This window comes from Desulforapulum autotrophicum HRM2 (genome assembly GCF_000020365.1).
In the GTDB taxonomy this organism is placed as follows: Bacteria; Desulfobacterota; Desulfobacteria; order Desulfobacterales; family Desulfobacteraceae; genus Desulforapulum; species Desulforapulum autotrophicum.
In genome coordinates this window covers 2872602-2890284 of record NC_012108.1, presented here as the reverse complement: position 1 = coordinate 2890284, position 17683 = coordinate 2872602, and the positions used below count along the sequence as shown (strand labels likewise).

The following is a 17683-nucleotide window of genomic DNA, read 5'->3' as shown; positions in this document are numbered from 1 at the left end:
TTACTTAGGTCCGGGTTACTTCCTTGCTGGCGAAGGGTTTCTTCCCATGGATTTTTTTAAGGTTTATTTTGAAAATAAAATTCTGTTTTATCAGCGATCATGTCAATCCCCACTCTCAAGCTGATGTCTATATCAGCTTTCTGTTAACTGTCAAATAATTTTGAACGCCCTCATCGAACATCCTGCTCTCATTTTGTTCAGACCCAATAAACTGACAGATTATTTCTCCTTAGTAGCAGTTGAAATCAATTCCAACTTTTTTGATTTGTGCAGGCACCCCAGCCACAAGTGTTCTATCAGGAAGATCCTTTATTACAACTGAATTTGCTGCTATAACGACTCCGGACCCGACATCAATACCACCAATAATTTTTGCTCCGGTTCCAATTTTAACATTATCACCAATAACCGGAACTCTTTTTTTCTTTCTTGTTCCTCCGATGGTGACATTAGGCATAATTACACAATTAGCTCCGATTTTTGCATGTTCATGTATAACTACCCCGAGTCCTCCATGTAAAAATACCGTTTTAGGTCCAATTTCGGCACTGTATGGCAGATAACATGCATATATAACCCTTATAACGGTTTGAATAATTTTAGGGATCACTGGTATTTTTTTTTTGTATAGGAAGTTTGATAATCTATATAAGAACACTAAACCCATATGCCAACTCCTCTATCAAAGATGCTGTCGCTAAAATGGAACATCCACATTTCAATTTACGCTTACATTCGTTTCGTCTGTCTGTTGGTTATTAAACCAATAATTTAAAGTCAAACCAGTCAAGTCCTCGGTCTTTTTTATATCTTTTGAAAAGTGTTCTTCAATTAGTGTGCTATAAATAAACTGGTCATTTATTTTGAATTTACTTTTAACCTTTCTTCTGAAAAGTAGAGCAAGAATTTTTCTTACATTTTTAGGAAAAATTCTTTTAATGGAAAAATAAAGATAAGGAAACTTCCAGATTAATATCTGGAGGAAAGGTATTTTGTAATCGAATGCCTGGTTGCTATGCATTCGTTTTTGAAGGGTCATCTTTGAAATTCCAAGGAATTTTGTGATTCGATCAACTACATTCTGTTGGTTTTTTACAAATTCTTCAAATGTAAAAAACAAAAAGTTTTCCTTAGGAAAAAGGTCCAGATACCTTTCTATTTGTTCTGAATATAGGCTGCGTTGTCGATAACTGAAATGTTTTAAAGAAAAAAAATCGGACATATCAGGATTGCCTTTTAATGCAGAAAAGAAATCCCTTTTTTCTAAATCCCTTGTTTTTGACATATTGTAATGGGAAATCGCTCTGAGCAACGGATTCCTTAAAATTATTATAAACTTTATATCAATACCAAATTCATTTTTTATCCGCTTAGGCACCCAAGGATAAAACAAAAACTCAGGAGAAACACTACCAACTATTTTTTCTTTAGATCTATTTGAAAAATACCTCTCCAAATACCAGTCTCGGCCTTTTGGGTAAAATTTTTCATCCTGATAAAAAGCTGCCTCCTTTATTTCTGGAAGAAAGATATCTGGATGGTTTTTTAGCAAATCATGTAGTGTAGAAGTGCCTGCTTTCTGAGCACCCAAGCAATAAAAATTAATTATTCCCATATTGTTTAACCACTATAAATCCAATTTTTCGATTTCTAAGTAAATAACTGTAATATTATTCCTGCAGACAGTAGCATTTCATTATGGAATGATGAAAATAGTAAATTTATTTGTCAACTTTATTGCTTTCAAGATCTCTTCTTTTAATTAAGCGTGCTGGGTTACTACCCACAATGCAATTGGAATCCACGTTTTTAGTCACAACAGAACCTGCTCCAATTACTGCCCCTGTTTCAATATGTACGCCTGGTAAAATAATTGCACCCGCCACTATTCAGCCAGCAATCGTTATTTAACCTGACATTATCTCCGAAAATCACATTATGTAGACTCAAAATAATGGTACCACGACGAATCTTGGTGCATCTCCTCATTCTATACATTAAAATTTTATAAAAAAAATGCCTGGAAAACGTTCCCAAAATATAGCCTGGCAGAAGCGCTAAAAAATCAATTACAAATAACTTAATTTTTTGCATAGTATAATAAAATAAGGTTTAAGGGTTATTCTTTTTTTGTAAAAACAACTTACGGCTTAAAAATTTTAACAAAAATTTCATTCAAAATCCTGGTATTATTTTTTTCTACATTTTTAATGGCCTGAACTGTCTCATCAATGTCATTTTCGGAGATGGAGATACTTTTTATTTCATCAATGTGATAGAGAAGCTCTGGAAAGCCAATGTCTTTGAAAATTCCGACGATTTTCTGCTGCAATGGTACATCAATTATACCTATTGGTAATGCACCAAATTTATAGGCAAGCAATAAAGCATGAAGGCGATTGCTGAACACCACGTTTGCATTTCCGTAATATTCAGCTGCGTTATCAAGGGTAACCTGCTCTTTAACGAACGAAATATTGTCAAAATATATAGCCAAATATCGACACACTTCCTCTGCAAAGGCTTTGTCCTGTGTTACCTGATAGCTTATATATATGTTGCAATCAAAATTGGAATTTATATAATCTGCAAGAAATCGGATGGCAACTTTCAGAGATTCAATTTTTTTCAAATCATCGTTGTATATTGATGATCTAAAAGAAAACATTATATTCGTTATCTGTGTGCTATTTTTTGGCCAACTGTTTTGGTTAACAGCATAACCCCATGACAGGTCTGGTGCTACTTTAACCTTTTTAATACCTGCTTTCAGACAGTGCTCCTGTGATAATGAATCCCGAACATAATAATGGTCTACAAAAATTGAGAGGATCTTCTCAGAATCCCTCGTCAACCTGCCAGCTAACTGAATTGACATACCTATTCTCACAACTTTAACTCGCAATACCTTCAGAAGAGCCAAGAAACAGGCTGCCAGCAGATTTTTAACAGCAGATTTTATCGTAGTATATTTATGTTCACCGACTCCTGTGACAAAGGCAACCTGCCTTTTTATTACAAGGCCTTTAATAGCTTCAAGTATCATACTTGCAATAAAAGAACGGTCGGAGAAACGACTTAGCCGTTCATTGTTTTCAACCCCCATCCATTTATGGAACATGGCATACATCTTGTGTCTGTCATCAACAATAACATCACCATATTGCCGAAGCTGTTCCAACAAACTCTTGTAAATTAAAACTTCACCGGTATTATCGACTGCAGCGGTTGTCTTGTAAAAAATTAAACTTTTTATCATCTTTTATTTCCAGTATTTCCACAAGATAATTCGTTTTATAAAATTCCTTAGGTGCCTTTTTAACTCAGCGATTCGGCTTGACACTATATTGTATCTTGCAAAATGGCCGTATTCCTCAGTATAGGCCTCATCATATATCCGGTTTCTTGAGGCGGGCTGTTTAACCGGTCTTGATAGATGTGCCTGTACACTCAAAGCTGTATGTAGATCGGAATTATGGAACTCTACATTATCAAGGGTCTGCAATAACTGTTCGCCTTTTTTCGAATTTACCAGTATCATCGATACGCCTTTGCCAGTATGCCGTATCCTTTTAACATGTTTTTTTACCCCCCAGAAATCGGCCAAAGTAATATCTCCCATTCGAGGGATACTGGCAAATTGACAGGCATAACAAGACTTTCGAAGGGTTTTGTTCTCCCAAAACCCGTTAAAAAAAGGACTGTTGCAAGAATCCTCATACTCTATTTTTCCATTATACCATATTATCTTGCAATCATATCCCCAGCCGAACCTGTCTTTGTTTCGGTATGATAGAGACTCAATTCTTTTGCCTTTCTGGGTTTCTCGCCAGAGAATTTCTTTTTTGAAAAGAAGATTACTCGGCGTTCCATGACATACAATATCGGAGGTTATTAAATATGGATGATCAGACTTTAAAAAATTTTTCAGTCCGGCAATTTGACATGGCGTTCCAGTGTAATAAACGAACCTGCCATCCTCAAGGTATTGCTTAACCTCTGAATAGGTAAGTTTCGTATTACTCTGGGCATACTTAGATCCGCAAAACTTTACACATCCTTCTAAAGTTTCAGCTTTAGAGTGTTCAAGATTCCAGTTTCTATCATAAGCAGCGCCAAAAACCACACCACCCTTCTGTATCGTTTTTTGTGCAATCTCAAAGAACATTCCCCCAGACGTCGCAAATTCCCGTCGTTTATGATCTTTTGACCATGCTGCGAAAACCTTTAGTGGTTTATCATTTTCTTGCTTAGGATGCTCTAATACTGGGCAAACATTGATACATAGACGACACTCAATACAGTTGTTTATATCAATTTGAGGATATAAGAAACCTTCTTTATTCAGGATAATTTGAATAGCATTATTTTTACATATCTGTTCACAAGCTCGACACCCATAACATCTTTCCATCAAGTCTTTAGTTTCTGCGATATTTTTTAACATATAGCTCACTTACAATTTCTATAATATAGAATAATAACCAATGCACCAATTAAAGCCTTCAAATTAACTATTTAAATATTGAAATGGTTGATATGCCAATTTTAGTTTTTGCCAAAATTAAGCGGGTGATATTCTGCCCTATCACAGTTAATGCAGTTGCAACTGCAGCCCCGTAAATACCATAATATTTAATAAAAATGAAACTACTTACAAGATTGAAACACATAAAGATAATTGAGATGTTTTTTTGGATTTTTTCTTGTCCACACATAACCAGAAGCGTATCTGCAGCGCCTGTTCCAATATTAAAGAGTTGTCCCACGCTTAATATGATAAGAATCCAATATCCTTCTTCAAATTCATTACCCCACAAAGATAATATATATCGCCCGGCTACAACCAAAAACAAGGTTTGAAAAAGGCCAATGATACCCAGTCCCAAAGTAATTCTTTGGACCATTTTTTCCATTTCTTCTTTTTTGTTACTTTCATAAAGGGCTGCTAACTTTGGTGAGATTGCGGCATTAGTTACCTGTAGTAGGAAACTTGTCAGCAGTGCAATACGCGCTGCTGTTGTGAAAATCCCAACATTTTTTGAACTTTCCAGCCACCCTAGTATCACAGCACTTGAACTTGTAACCACCATCGTTGAAACAGTAACCCAAAATAGTGGCATTGATGTTACCAGTAGTTGTTTCGGTATCAGGGTACTTTTTGTATCATGCGTATATAGGGTCCTCCAGTACATACCAACACTTAAGGTGACGAAGACCCATCCTATGGCATAGGTAACGGCAACCATGTTTAATGTGATAGTCCATTGTGATAACCAGGCTGCAAATAACAGCCCCCCAGTAACTGCAATACTTAATGCTTGATTTACCAGATTGCTTTGCCAGATTTTATGGTAACCAATCAGTGCGGCAGAATAGATTCTCGAAAACACTTGGGGTGTCGATACGACTAAAGTGATCATAAGTGGATATGTTAAACGTGGTTCGTGGAAAACATTATTGGCCAACCAGGGCGAAAGCAGAATAAATATAACGGAGAGTACCAAGGTAAATAACCCGTTTAGCCAATAGGCCGTATTTATTACGCTGCCAATGTGCTCAAAATTGTTTTTGTTATGGGCAATTGCCACTTCCTTAATGATCACCTGATATATGCCCAACAGACCTACTGCAATAAGGATATTTGCAACTTTATGACTTAGAGTGATTATTCCCAATCCATCAGCGCCGATAGTCCTTCCAATAAAAATACTTACCACAACACTAATGAGCATACCGGTAGCTTTTACAACGGTTGATGCCGCTGATTTTTTTAACACGCTTCGCGTATGTACATCTAATTTACTGGTTAACAGTGAGGCATTATTTTTTATTTTTTGAATCATAAAGATTTGTTTGGTATGGTGGTTTACAGTGATTATTTACCCCGGACGTTATCTAATATACAGTAAAAAAATTTCAATGCCGCACAAGATATACATATCGCTCAGCAAGAATATCCCAAGAAAAATTATCGCAAATAAATAGACTTCTCAACTTTTTAAATCTTTCATCTGCTATATATTTAGAATGAAGGTACCTATTGAGTCTTTCAAACCAGTTATCGAGGTCTAAATCCATCAATATGCCAAACTTTTCTTTTTTAATTATATCCACAGCACCTGCATTTTTTGTTGAGAACACAGGAATGCCATAAAGCAAGGCTTCCAGAATAACCATTCCATAAATTTCATATTGAGATGGCAATAAAAAAATATCCGTTAATTTGTATATCTTGGGTAATTGATCGTTTGGTATCGAATCTATTTGAAAAACATTGTTTGATATCTGCAAGTCTTTAATCTTTCGCTTGAATTTATTTAAATCTGGTCCTTTCCCAACCGCAATCAGGCAAGCTTCTCTCATTCCAAACGTGTCAATAAATTTTTTCAGCAATTCAAGCAGAAATATAACGTTTCTTCTGGGTTCAAAGATACCTACATAAAAAAAAGCGAATCTAAAATTTTCTCTAAATCCCTTGATTTGATCAAATAAAGGGAACTTTTTTTCACTATTCAAGATATTTATGCCAATAGGTTGAACCTCAATTCTTTTATACCTTTTGACCTCGAGATAAGATTTTGCCGCAGTCGTTTTTGCTAAACAAAGGTCAGAATTTTTGATGGTAATATTTTTCCAGATATAATCCAAAACTACCTGATAAATTCTTCCGATACCTTTATGGTTTTTATACATACCCTGATAAAGAATTGTTTTTACATCGTTTTTTTTAAGATTCTTTACTATCATAGGCGACATTAACTGAGAATCTTCATGAACCTGCACGACATCATAATTTTGAGAGGTTAGTTCTTTTATTAAACCAGGATAAAAGGTTATCTGCTTAAAACATATTCCTGATAAGGGAATTAGTCGTAACTCACAGCCATCAATGCACTCATAGGTTGTGACATGATCAATGTCTAAAAATTTAGAATAAAAGTCTACATTGAAACCATGGCGAATTAGAGACAGCCCCAAACCAATTTCCTGAACATTGTAATGGGTTGTTTTCAAGCTGCCGGCAGCTGTTCTAACAATTGCTAATTTCATTCAGTGATTTATGTTCCTTCGGTAAATTAAGTTTTTGGGGCTTCCTTTAAAAGTCGGGCCAGGACACCACTCTCAGAAACCTTTGCACGGCTATTGTCTTTTTAGCGAGCCAAGTTCCAGGAATCTTGACCGAAGAAAATCTTAATTATGCAAAGCTCTCGAGATATGAAAAAGAACCTTTATGCAAATACCTCAGCCTTGTCCAGGGTTACTCCGTCGATATCCTTTTGAGATAAGATGGGAGATGCACCATGGATAATGGGCCAATCAATGGCAATGGAAGGATCATTCCACAGGATGGATCTTTCATGTTCAGGCGCATAATAGTCTGTACATTTATAGGTAAATTCTGCTTCATCACTTAACACATAAAAACCGTGGGCAAAACCCGGGGGAACCCAGAGCATCTTTTTGTTTTCTGCTGAAAGGGTTGCACCTGACCATTTTCCAAAAAAGGGTGAAGATTTTCTTATATCAACTGCCACATCAAAGACCTTACCTGAAGTCACCTGGACAAGTTTACCCTGGGGTTGTTTGATCTGGTAGTGGAGTCCCCTTAAAATGTTCTGGCTGGATTTGCTGTGGTTATCCTGGACAAAGGTTGTATGGACCACCTTTTGTTTAAATTCGTCATCCCGAAAGGTTTCCATGAAGAATCCCCGGTGATCCCCGAATACCTGGGGTTCCATTAAAATAACATCCGGTATGTTGAGCTGGGTATATTCCATTTTTTTATCTTGCTTTATTCAAAAGGTCTAATAGGTATTGGCCATAACCATTTTTCTTCATGGGTTCTGCTAACGTTTCCAATTGCTCAGCATCAATGAGTTTCATCCTGAACGCGATCTCTTCGGGGCAGGCAATTTTTAACCCCTGGCGGTCGACCACAACTCGAATAAAGGTGGCTGCATCCAATAGGGACTCGTGGGTTCCGGTATCAAGCCAGGCTGTTCCCCGGCTGAACAGCTCAACCTTTAAATTACCCTGCTGGAGATAGACTTTGTTTACATCTGTTATTTCAAGTTCTCCCCGGGCAGAGGGTTTGATCTCTTTGGCTATCCGGATGACATCATTGTCGTAAAAATAAAGTCCGGTAACTGCATAGCTGGACTTAGGAACATCGGGTTTTTCTTCCAGGCTCGTGGCACTGCCATTGCTGTCAAATCCAACCACGCCATACAGTCGGGGATCTTTGACATAATATCCAAAAACGGTTGCACCCTTTTCTTTTTTTGCAATGACCTGCAGGCGGTCTGACAAACCTTCACCATGGAAGATATTATCGCCCAGAACTAGTGTGACAGGATCATTTTGAATAAATTCTTCTCCAATGATAAATGCCTGGGCAAGTCCGTCCGGGGAGGGCTGAACAGCATACTCCAGGGAGATGCCCCATTGGGAACCATCACCCAGAAGATGCTTGAAGTTGTCTATATCCTGGGGGGGTAGGTCAGTGGGGTCAGGCTTGGCTTATTGGCATAATTGAAATAATTCACACCAGTTGTATTCTTATCCGACCTGATTTTACGAGCATCTTTTGAATTTCTGTTGGCAGATAAAGCTGATTATTTCCAGTAATAGCCAGTCGTCCAATGTATACTTCTCCAGTATTGAGGTTCTGTATCCGGGCGGCTACTTTCTGTTTGTTTTCAGTACTGATCCCCTCTTTTGCTGCAAGGGTTCTTATTGCTTCAGGGATTAGAATCTGCTCCTGCTAACTGTCTTCATTTACTTCCCATTCCAGTAATTTCATGACAATCTCCCTATACTTTTTTTGCGATTAAAAGCGTTCTGCCAGTGGTTCCTAAAATTTGTAGATTTTGCATTTTTTGCACCTGGTTCCCACTCATACGGGCCGATGACAGGGGTGTTTCTATTCGGCGGATGGTTCTCCACCCCGTTTTTGACAAAAGTCTGTGAAAATCAAATATGGTGATGGATTTATCGGGATCCTCCAGTGGGGCGGGTGTGGATTCAAAATCGTACCAGTCTGCATTGAGAAAGGCCATGCGGGTTTGTTTTGTGTTTTCCCGGGCCAGGAGGAAAAAAGCCCTGAAAAATTGCTCATAATCTTTTTTTTTATACGAAGAGATGGACGGGGTTTGCCTGGTTGCCTTTTCCTTGTATGCTTTTTTCTTTTTGGTGAAATAGGGGGGATCGAAAAAAATCAGGTCCGGCTTTTTTGTGGCGGGCCATTTCTTCTTTTGCGGATTCCAATGGTGATACTCTATCTCGGGTCGATTTTCCTGGGTTGCAAGATCAAAGGCCTGGCATTTTCTTTCAAAGATCAGGCAGACATCCGGCACCACACCTCCTCCGGCCATGGGATCAAGCACAAGGTCGCCGGGTTTTGTGTAATAAAACAGAGTGTGGGCAACCAGCTGGGCCGGTATTCTGCCTGGCCAATCCTCTCCGAATCGCTGGTCACATTCGTTAAACGACCACTGGTCCCAGGTGCGAAGTCCCCACCCAAGGGCTTTGAATTTTTCCTGGTCTTTTTTACCAGTAAGCCTCAGGGCCCAGGCAAGGGACAGGTCCATCTGGAAATGCCGGGCAATATATTCCATATCATGGCCCTGGGCGATCAAATTATCGAAATTACCAAAAATGGTATTTCCGATAATTTCGGATATGCGGTTTTGGCTCACACCCATTACGTCAGAAATTTTTTCCTGAATCCATCCAAGGCGGCTTAAACGGAGAATCGTGCTGTTCCGGTTTGTTTTCTGCCTGGCACGGATATCTGAGATCCACCCGTTTACAGTCTGTTGACGAACACCGAGTTTCTCTGCCAGGGCAGACTCCGTCCATTTGCTCTCCGGGTCACTTTCTGCAATCACACGGGCAGTCCGCTTTTTATCGCTGGTGTTTAAACGATCCCCATGGCTGATATTGCAGACAGCCGATTCAAGGAGAAGGGCTGTTTTGTGTTCCTTGTAATCAAGGGCAGTAGTCTGCCACTCAACAACTTCAATCGCCTTAATTCCCTTTTCCTGAAACGCAAACCAGCGGTGGATGCCGTCTATGACCAGGGTGAAGATGGCTGAGCGATCACCATCGTCATAGTTAAACACCCTTTGAACCTTGATGGGCGGAAATTGAGCCCCGCTGCCAAGGGCTTCAACATAGGCAGTGATGGTCTTCTGGCTTTTGTTTGCCCTTGGGTAGATAAATGGGTCCCAGGTTAAGTCAGATACTTTCATGTTGGGGGCATCATCATGTTGGGGTCAGGCTTGGCTTATTGGTGTTATTGGGGGGTAAAGGGGGGATTCTCTTGTTTCAAATCTGGGATCTTTTTTATGAAAACACCTCTGCGTCACCAAAGGTTGATCCCTCTTTATCTTTTTGTGACAATATTGGCACTGTGCCATGGATGATGGGCCAGTCAATTGCAATGGAAGGATCATCCCATCGGATGGACCTTTCGTGTTCCGGCGCATAGTAGTCAGTGCATTTATATGTAAATTCTGCTTCATTGCTCAGGACATAAAAGCCATGGGCAAATCCTGGTGGAATCCATAGCATATTTTTGTTTTCTGCTGAAAGGGTTGCACCTGACCAGCGTCCAAAAAACGGGGAAGATTTACGTATGTCAACGGCCACATCAAAGACTTCACCCGAGATCACCCGGACAAGTTTGCCCTGGGGGTGTTTGATCTGGTAGTGGAGACCCCTCAGAATGTTTTGGGTGGATTTACTGTGGTTGTCCTGGACAAAGGTTGCATGGGCTACATTTTCTTTAAATTCGTCGTCCCGGAAGGTTTCCATGAAGAATCCCCGGTGGTCCCCAAAAACTTGGGGGGTGATCAATACAACCTCGGGTATGCTGAGCTGGGTATATTTCATTCGTTTATCTTGTTTTGTGTAAAAGGTCTAAGAGGTATTGGCCATAGCCATTTTTCTTCATGGGTTCTGCCAATCTTTTCAATTGTTCTGCATTGATGAGTTTCATCCTGAACGCGATCTCTTCGGGGCAGGCAATTTTTAACCCCTGGCGGTCGACCACAACCCTGATAAAGGTGGCTGCATCCAGCAGGGATTCGTGGGTGCCGGTATCAAGCCAGGCCGTTCCCCGGCTGAACAATTCTACCTTTAAATTGCCCTGCCGGAGATAGACTTTGTTTACGTCTGTTATTTCAAGCTCTCCCCGGGCAGAAGGTTTGATTCCTTTGGCAATCCGGACCACATCATTATCGTAAAAATAAAGTCCGGTAACGGCATAGTTGGACTTTGGAACTTCGGGTTTTTCTTCCAGGCTTGTGGCACAGCCATTGCTGTCAAATCCAACAACGCCATACCGTTTGGGATCTTTGACATAATATCCAAAAACGGTTGCACCCTTTTCTTTTTTTGCAATGACCTGCAGGCGGTCTGACAACCCTTCACCATGGAAGATATTATCGCCCAGGACCAGTGTGACAGGGTCATTTTGGATAAATTCTTCTCCAATGATAAATGCCTGGGCAAGTCCGTCCGGGGAGGGCTGGACAGCATACTCCAGGGAGATTCCCCATTGGGATCCATCACCCAGAAGATGCTTGAAACTGTTGAGATCCTGGGGGGTGGTGATGATCAGGATCTGTGTAATACCTGAAAGCATCAATGTCGACAAGGGATAGTAGATCATCGGCTTGTCATAAACAGGCATCAGTTGTTTACTCACTGAATAGGTCAGGGGATATAGCCGGCTTCCTGAGCCGCCGGCAAGTATAATTCCTTTACGCATAATAGTTCCTATGGGGTCGTCCTATGGGGTCAGGCTTGGCTTATTGGTGTTATTGGGGGTAAAGTATCTGGGTTCTTATTTTGAAGTTCTATTGTCTTCAAAAGATTTCAGGGGTAAAAAGAGTCTTGGGCTGTCATCGCTTAAGCGATTAAACCCGAATTGTTCATAAAATTCTTTTGCAGTGTCGTTAATAGCGTCCACAACCATGGCATAAATTGCGATCTGTTCACTGACCGACAGGGTGCGCTTAATAGCATCCACCAGCATCATTTTACCAATGCCGCGTCCCTGAACATTTTTACTGACCGCCAATCTGCCAATTAAAGCAGCAGGAATCGGATGTTTTGGTAACTTTCGGGTCAATGTTTCAGGCAATTGGCTAAGTTTGATTGATAATGTGCTCAGGCTGTAATAGCCCAATATCACTTCTGGTGTGTCAGGAAGTGATGCAACGAAAACACGATTGATGCGGCGTTTGATATCCTGCCCAGCCTGTTTGTGGATATAATTATCCAGCGCTTCTACGTTACAATGGAATCCTGGTCTATTATGGGCGGTATTCAGCGGCGTTATAATCAGATTCTGGCAATCTGTCATTTGGTGATGACGCGTTTATCATATTCTTCAAAGGCCGCAGTCAGCTTTTGATTGAAACATACCGGATCATCCAATGCATCAAAGAAAATTCTTGAATTTTCTGCATTCAATGTCATTGTCTGATGTTCCTGTACTGTTTTCTCTGCATGCTTTAAGGCACTGGTCAGTATAAAATTACTGACTGTTTTGCCCTCAAAACCTGCTGCAAGATCTATAAGGCGCTTTGCGCTGCTTTTCACACGGAGGTTTATCCGTTCGTTTTTATTTTGAGTTTCTGCATCCATGCTAATAATCCCCTGCGTTTTCATTAATACATCATGAAATTGTATGTCATAATGGTGCCTTTGTCAAACGAGGGTCAGGCTTGGCTTATTGGTGTTATTGGATGTTATTCATGGTAAGGGAATCAAATAAACCCCTTCTGGCTGATGTAGAGCATGACCTCCTGGGCCGCTTCTTCCGGGGTGAGATTTGTGGTGTCAATGCGAAGTTCAGGATTGATGGGATCTTCATAGGGATCATCCACGCCGGTAAACCCTTTTAACAGCCCTGCCCTTGCCTTGGCATACATGCCTTTTCGGTCCCTTTTCTCGCACTCGGCAATGGGGGCACAGATGGCAATGCCCCTGTTTTTGGTTATCTCTGCCGCCACAAATCCGATTCTTTTGACGTTGATGTCCCTGTGTTCCTTGGAGAAATTGAGTTCCGAGGAGAGGTTTCTTCTGACTATGTCACCATCGAGCAGGGTGACAGGTCTTTTGGGGGGCCAAAAACAGCATTTTAAGGTTCACCTAAGTTAGGAAGTTATGGCAGGCTTGGACTACACTGGTGGACCCAGCTACTGTAAAGATCAGAGGGGATCTGCAGAATCCAGAAGGTGTAGGGGAATATCAATATCTTCATTGTTCAATATTTTATTGACCATGGAAACATCCAGATCAACAATTTTGGCAATGGTTGGCACAGAAACACCTTCTTGTTTTGCCTTGCGGATAAAGGAAATTAGGCTCTGCTTCCTTTCCTCTTTTCTGCCCTCCTGCATGCCTCTTTCTCTAATATATTGCGCTAACATTGCTGTCTCCTTGTGTTGAACAATTTCATTGTACAAGTTCAGTTGTTCCTGGTCTTCTATTTCCGCGTATGTGTCAATAAAATCAACATATTTATCAAAAAGCCCGCTGGAAACAAGCTGAAACAACCCTGCGTATGCTTGCCGAATTACCTCAATTCGGTCTTCTTTTTTGTAATGCATTTTTGGCAGCAGTATTTTGACCACTGGGTTATCCACATTGTAATAATCCCGGGCGTTCAAGTCAAACAACTTGTGAAATACATACTCAAAATGCAGGAACATGCGGTCATGTAGCTGTGCATGCAGTTGTTGCAACACAGCCTTGCTCCATTTTTTTCTGTCGGTGAATAAAACAGTTGGTATGACCAAGGCATCTGGATGGGTTTCCATCAGGTCGGTTGTGTAGCGCAGCAATTTATAAATGGAAAATTTACTTTTGTCTTCCTGGAACTCCACCAGCCATAAAAGCAGTTGCTGATTTTCAAAGTTGAACAGGATCGGCATGTCCAGTTCAAGGCTCGAATCCGACAGGTTGTGTTTTTTAGGCTCCTGCCGTAAAAATTCAACATCAAGTACCTTGCCCCAGCTTTGACCTGCCTGGGGGAAGAACCAATCCAGGGTTTCTTTTGGAAAATCCAAAAACAGATTTTTAAAATTGTGATCATGGGATTTCATATTGGGGTCATCGTATTGGGGTCAGGCTTGGCTTATTGGTGGTATTGGATTTTCTTACGCTTCGGCCCTAATCAGAACGGGGACGGTCCATGTGTGGGTCTGGAACAAAAGCATTGGATGTTTTCACTCAATTTCTTTTGAATTAATGTCATACTTTTTTTTGAAACGCCAGTTGTACCGGCAAACCTTTCCCATGATTGAATGGCCTCGGCAACCTCTTCTATAATATTACGGACTTTAAAATCTTTGAAACCGATACCAGTACCAATCTGTTTAACCTGCTCAAGCCCCGGGTTTCTTCCTTCACCCTGCACACTCATAGTATGTTCACCACCAGGCCCACCGGAATAGATCAGGTCATATGCCGGGGTCAGGGTCCATTCATTATTTGCATTAAGCATGAAAGCAAAATTTTTGACATGATCATCCCGGTTATGGCTCATGATGTTGAACACCATCTGCCGGAATCCCCGTTCAACTTCTGTTTGGTTTTTTGTCAAATCCGAAACGACTCGGAGAAATATGCTGTAATCACATTCCGGAATCCGGAAATTGGAATGAAGCACCCCCCCTAAAGAATGAACATGAAATCTTCTATTGCCTTTTCGGTCAAAACGTTTAATACCGAAAAAGGCGTCTCCTGATTCAACCTCAAATAGACGAGTTGTAGGCATTTGTATACCGGCACTTCTGGCCATGAGGGAATAGGCCATTTCGACTCTTCCAGAGTCTTTGGTATCTTTTGGGGATGGAAATTTTATCAACCAGTGCTCATAGCCTTCAGGTAAGTCATCGGCACCTGAAATCAGTTGGTCTCCTTTGAGGCCGACAACTATTTTGGGTCTGGCCCCCTGGGGACTGCCGCCCATTCTCATAAGCTCAGGGATAATCTCTACACTTTCACTTTTAATGATTTCCCGGGAATGTTCTGCCATGGTTTGAAGATCAACCAACTGGTCAAAAGAATCATGTGCCATGGACGGCTCATAAACGAGAGCCCCCATCGTGGAATGACCTAAAAAAGAAAGTCGATCCAATACCGAAAAAGAATCAATAATTATACCCTTTCTTTGTAAGTACCGATCCATCAACAACAGGCCCCATCCATCAGGTAAAGAATCATCAAATAGCCCGAAAACAGGACTAAACTCTCTATCCTTATGTTCAAAGGCATCTGATTGAAGCGGCAGTTTATAGGGCGACAGCTGAATTGATTTTAACAAAAACTGAGGATCATACTGGAAATAAAGGGTTTTCTGATTCTCTGCAATTTTTCCAACAAGGATCTTGTCAGAGGATGATTTTTTTAAATAGACATTAAGAACTTTCAAATTGTTCCTCGTTTAGGCAGAGGTTTTGTCTGTTCTTCCAGTTGGTCGATGGACTTGATTTTCAGTGGGTTTAACAAAGTCTCCACTTCATCTAATCTACCCAATGCACACATCAGTTTTAAAAAACTTTCCAAAGATATTTTGCCGGTATCTTCAAATCGTCTCAAAGACGCTTCAGGAACTCCGGATCTTTCGGAGAGGGTTTTTCTGGTCCATTTCTTTTCAAGTCGCAATTGCTTGGCCTTTATGGACAATCTATTGGCCACCTCGACGGGGGTTTTAATTTCAAATATGATCATATCATGTAGACTAAAGATAGTATGTTATCTATTATGCTTTTAAGGTATATATAAATGATATGATATTGTCAAATAATAATGGGGTCAGGCTTGGCTTATTGGTGTTATTGGGTTTTATCCATGGCAGTGGCATTAAATAAACCCCTTCTGGCTGATGTAAAGCATGACCTCCTGGGCCGCTTCTTCCGGGGTGAGGTTTGTGGTGTCAATGCGAAGTTCGGGATTGATAGGATCTTCATAGGGATCATCCACGCCGGTAAACCCTTTTAACAGCCCTGCCCTTGCCTTGGCATACATGCCTTTTCGGTCCCTTTTTTCGCACTCGGCAATGGGGGTTGACACATGGACTTCGACAAAACCGCCGTGGGCCTCAATGAAACTTCTGATTTCAGTGCGTGTCTTTTCATAGGGGGCAATGGGGGCACAGATGGCAATGCCCCGGTTTTTGGTTATCTCTGCCGCCACAAATCCGATTCTTTTAACGTTTATATCCCTGTGCTCCTTGGAGAAATTGAGTTCTGAGGAGAGGTTTCTTCTGACTATGTCACCATCGAGCAGGGTGACAGGTCTGGTGCCAAGTTCCAGGAATCTTGAATAGAGAATTTTGGCAATGGTGGATTTTCCAGCCCCTGAAAGTCCTGTGCAGAACACGGTCAGCCCTTGTTTTGACGGGGGCGGGCAGGATTTCTGGAGTTCCTGAAGCACCTCCGGGAAGGTTGCCCAGTCCGGGATTTTTTTGCCTGCCCGGATTCTTCGCTGGATGTCGGTGCCGGTCAGGGTGATGGTGTCTGTTTTTTTCGGGACCTGGCTTGCGATTTTATATTCATCCTCAAAGGGAAGATAGACCATCTCCTCAAAGGTGATGGTTGCAACCCCCAGTTCCTGGGCGGCGCTGTGGATAAGTTCCTTGGCTGCTTCCGATTGGTAAAAAGGGGTATTGTTGGCGTCGTTGCCAGGAGAGGCATGCTGGTGGCCGATAACAAAGTGGGTGCAGCCATAGTTCCTGGCAATGATCATGTGGAGGACTGCCTCCCTTGGGCCGGCCATTCGCATTGCAAGGGGAAGAAGGTTCAGCAGATAGGAATCCGGCGGATAGTGGGCCGCCACCTTCTGGTAACAGCGCATGCGGGTAAAGTGGTCAAAGTCTCCGGGTTTTGATACCCCTGCAATGGGCAGAAGCAGGAGATTGGCCTTGGCTTTCTGCATGGCCTGGATGGTCATTTCAAACTGGGGTCTGTGGATGGGCTGCCTGGTGTGGAAACCGACCACCCGCTTCCAACCTAGTTTGGAGAAAATGTTTTTAATCTCGGCTGGGGTGTTCCGGATCTGCTTGAAATCAGAATGGATGGGAAGGCTTAATGTCTGGATTTTGCCGCCAACATAGTATTTTCCTGACTTGTTGTACAGGTAATCCACACCTGGATGGGTTCGGTCCAGGGTTTCGTATATGGCCAGAGCTTCCTTTTCCATGTCCAGGGGCCAGATGTCCTGGATGTCTATAATGCCAAGTAGAAAGCCTTCCGGGTCCCTCAGGGCGACGGACTGACCCGTTTCAAGGCTTGCGGCAAGATTTTCCGGTATGTCCAGGCAGATGGGGATGGGCCACAGCTCGCCTGACCCAAGTCGCATGCGGTCCAGCACGGATTCATAGTCAATCTGCGTCATGAACCCGGTCAAGGGTGAGAATACCCCCGTGGTCAGCAGTTCAAAATCGCAGATCTGGCGATGGTTCAGGATGATGTCCGGCATGGTGGAAGAAAGCTTTTTAAGAACTGCCTGGCGTTCTTCTGAAACAATAAGATTTACAGGCGTATCTGTCGGCATCATGTTTTCATCCTTTCAGGGTAAGGCTTTTCTTGTTGGCGTTGTTTGTTTTTTCAGGGTCAGGAATTCGGTTCTGTAATTTGCATAGCTCCGCTTGGTGGATTAC

At 41.6% G+C, this 17683-nt stretch carries 17 protein-coding genes and 2 pseudogenes; all 19 read right to left on the bottom strand.

Going from position 1 to position 17683, the window contains the following annotated elements; translation table 11 throughout:
• Positions 1-229 precede the first annotated feature (229 nt).
• The 19 genes and pseudogenes from HRM2_RS12595 to HRM2_RS12510 all read right to left on the bottom strand — a co-directional run bounded on the left by HRM2_RS12595 (position 230) and on the right by HRM2_RS12510 (position 17577).
• On the bottom strand, positions 230-667 hold the full coding sequence (locus tag HRM2_RS12595; protein ID WP_015904393.1) for a serine O-acetyltransferase: 438 nt from the start codon (positions 665-667) through the stop codon (positions 230-232).
• A gap of 51 nt (positions 668-718) precedes the next feature.
• Positions 719-1615, bottom strand: coding sequence for a sulfotransferase family protein (locus tag HRM2_RS26040; protein ID WP_015904392.1), 897 nt, complete (start codon positions 1613-1615; stop codon positions 719-721).
• 136 nt (positions 1616-1751) lie between these two features.
• A pseudogene (locus HRM2_RS28445) lies at positions 1752-1871 on the bottom strand (acyltransferase); the annotation flags it as partial.
• A 272-nt stretch (positions 1872-2143) separates the two neighbouring features.
• Positions 2144-3259 (bottom strand): polysaccharide pyruvyl transferase family protein, encoded by a 1116-nt coding sequence (locus HRM2_RS12585; protein WP_015904390.1) that lies wholly within the window; start codon positions 3257-3259, stop codon positions 2144-2146.
• A 3-nt stretch (positions 3260-3262) separates the two neighbouring features.
• On the bottom strand, positions 3263-4447 hold the full coding sequence (locus HRM2_RS12580; protein WP_015904389.1) for a Coenzyme F420 hydrogenase/dehydrogenase, beta subunit C-terminal domain: 1185 nt from the start codon (positions 4445-4447) through the stop codon (positions 3263-3265).
• 67 nt (positions 4448-4514) lie between these two features.
• Entirely contained in the window at positions 4515-5846 is a 1332-nt protein-coding gene (locus tag HRM2_RS12575; RefSeq protein WP_015904388.1) for a lipopolysaccharide biosynthesis protein, read from the bottom strand.
• A gap of 73 nt (positions 5847-5919) precedes the next feature.
• Complete coding sequence (locus HRM2_RS12570; protein ID WP_015904387.1) at positions 5920-7053, bottom strand: glycosyltransferase family 4 protein; 1134 nt, start codon at positions 7051-7053, stop codon at positions 5920-5922.
• A 179-nt stretch (positions 7054-7232) separates the two neighbouring features.
• Positions 7233-7781, bottom strand: a complete 549-nt coding sequence (gene rfbC, locus HRM2_RS12565) for a dTDP-4-dehydrorhamnose 3,5-epimerase (protein ID WP_015904386.1) — start codon at positions 7779-7781, stop codon at positions 7233-7235.
• A gap of 4 nt (positions 7782-7785) precedes the next feature.
• Positions 7786-8436 carry a sugar phosphate nucleotidyltransferase gene (locus HRM2_RS12560; protein WP_456297566.1) on the bottom strand — a complete coding sequence of 217 codons (651 nt, stop codon included), beginning with the start codon at positions 8434-8436 and terminating at the stop codon, positions 7786-7788.
• Between the two features lie 380 nt (positions 8437-8816).
• The gene (locus tag HRM2_RS12555) at positions 8817-10256 is read right to left on the bottom strand and encodes a helix-turn-helix domain-containing protein (RefSeq protein ID WP_015904384.1); all 1440 of its coding nucleotides are present in this window, start codon (positions 10254-10256) and stop codon (positions 8817-8819) included.
• A gap of 94 nt (positions 10257-10350) precedes the next feature.
• The gene (rfbC, locus tag HRM2_RS12550) at positions 10351-10899 is read right to left on the bottom strand and encodes a dTDP-4-dehydrorhamnose 3,5-epimerase (protein ID WP_015904383.1); all 549 of its coding nucleotides are present in this window, start codon (positions 10897-10899) and stop codon (positions 10351-10353) included.
• A 4-nt stretch (positions 10900-10903) separates the two neighbouring features.
• Positions 10904-11779, bottom strand: a complete 876-nt coding sequence (rfbA, locus tag HRM2_RS12545; protein ID WP_015904382.1) for a glucose-1-phosphate thymidylyltransferase RfbA — start codon at positions 11777-11779, stop codon at positions 10904-10906.
• Positions 11780-11854: 75 nt separating this feature from the next.
• Positions 11855-12376: a GNAT family N-acetyltransferase gene (locus HRM2_RS12540; RefSeq protein ID WP_015904381.1), complete on the bottom strand. Its 522-nt coding sequence runs from the start codon at positions 12374-12376 to the stop codon at positions 11855-11857.
• Positions 12373-12660: a type II toxin-antitoxin system TacA family antitoxin gene (locus HRM2_RS12535; RefSeq protein ID WP_148214616.1), complete on the bottom strand. Its 288-nt coding sequence runs from the start codon at positions 12658-12660 to the stop codon at positions 12373-12375. The genes HRM2_RS12540 and HRM2_RS12535 overlap by 4 nt, the downstream gene beginning before the upstream one ends.
• A 122-nt stretch (positions 12661-12782) precedes the next feature.
• Positions 12783-13133: pseudogene (locus HRM2_RS12530) on the bottom strand (adenylyl-sulfate kinase); the annotation flags it as partial.
• A gap of 93 nt (positions 13134-13226) precedes the next feature.
• Positions 13227-14123: an Rpn family recombination-promoting nuclease/putative transposase gene (locus HRM2_RS12525; protein WP_015904378.1), complete on the bottom strand. Its 897-nt coding sequence runs from the start codon at positions 14121-14123 to the stop codon at positions 13227-13229.
• 71 nt (positions 14124-14194) lie between these two features.
• Complete coding sequence (locus HRM2_RS12520; protein ID WP_015904377.1) at positions 14195-15454, bottom strand: type II toxin-antitoxin system HipA family toxin; 1260 nt, start codon at positions 15452-15454, stop codon at positions 14195-14197.
• Positions 15451-15753, bottom strand: a complete 303-nt coding sequence (locus HRM2_RS12515; protein ID WP_015904376.1) for a helix-turn-helix domain-containing protein — start codon at positions 15751-15753, stop codon at positions 15451-15453. Before HRM2_RS12515 ends, HRM2_RS12520 begins: the two co-directional genes overlap by 4 nt.
• Before the next feature lie 132 nt (positions 15754-15885).
• Positions 15886-17577 carry a bifunctional sulfate adenylyltransferase/adenylylsulfate kinase gene (locus tag HRM2_RS12510; RefSeq protein WP_041273932.1) on the bottom strand — a complete coding sequence of 564 codons (1692 nt, stop codon included), beginning with the start codon at positions 17575-17577 and terminating at the stop codon, positions 15886-15888.
• Between the last annotated feature and the right edge of the window lie 106 nt (positions 17578-17683).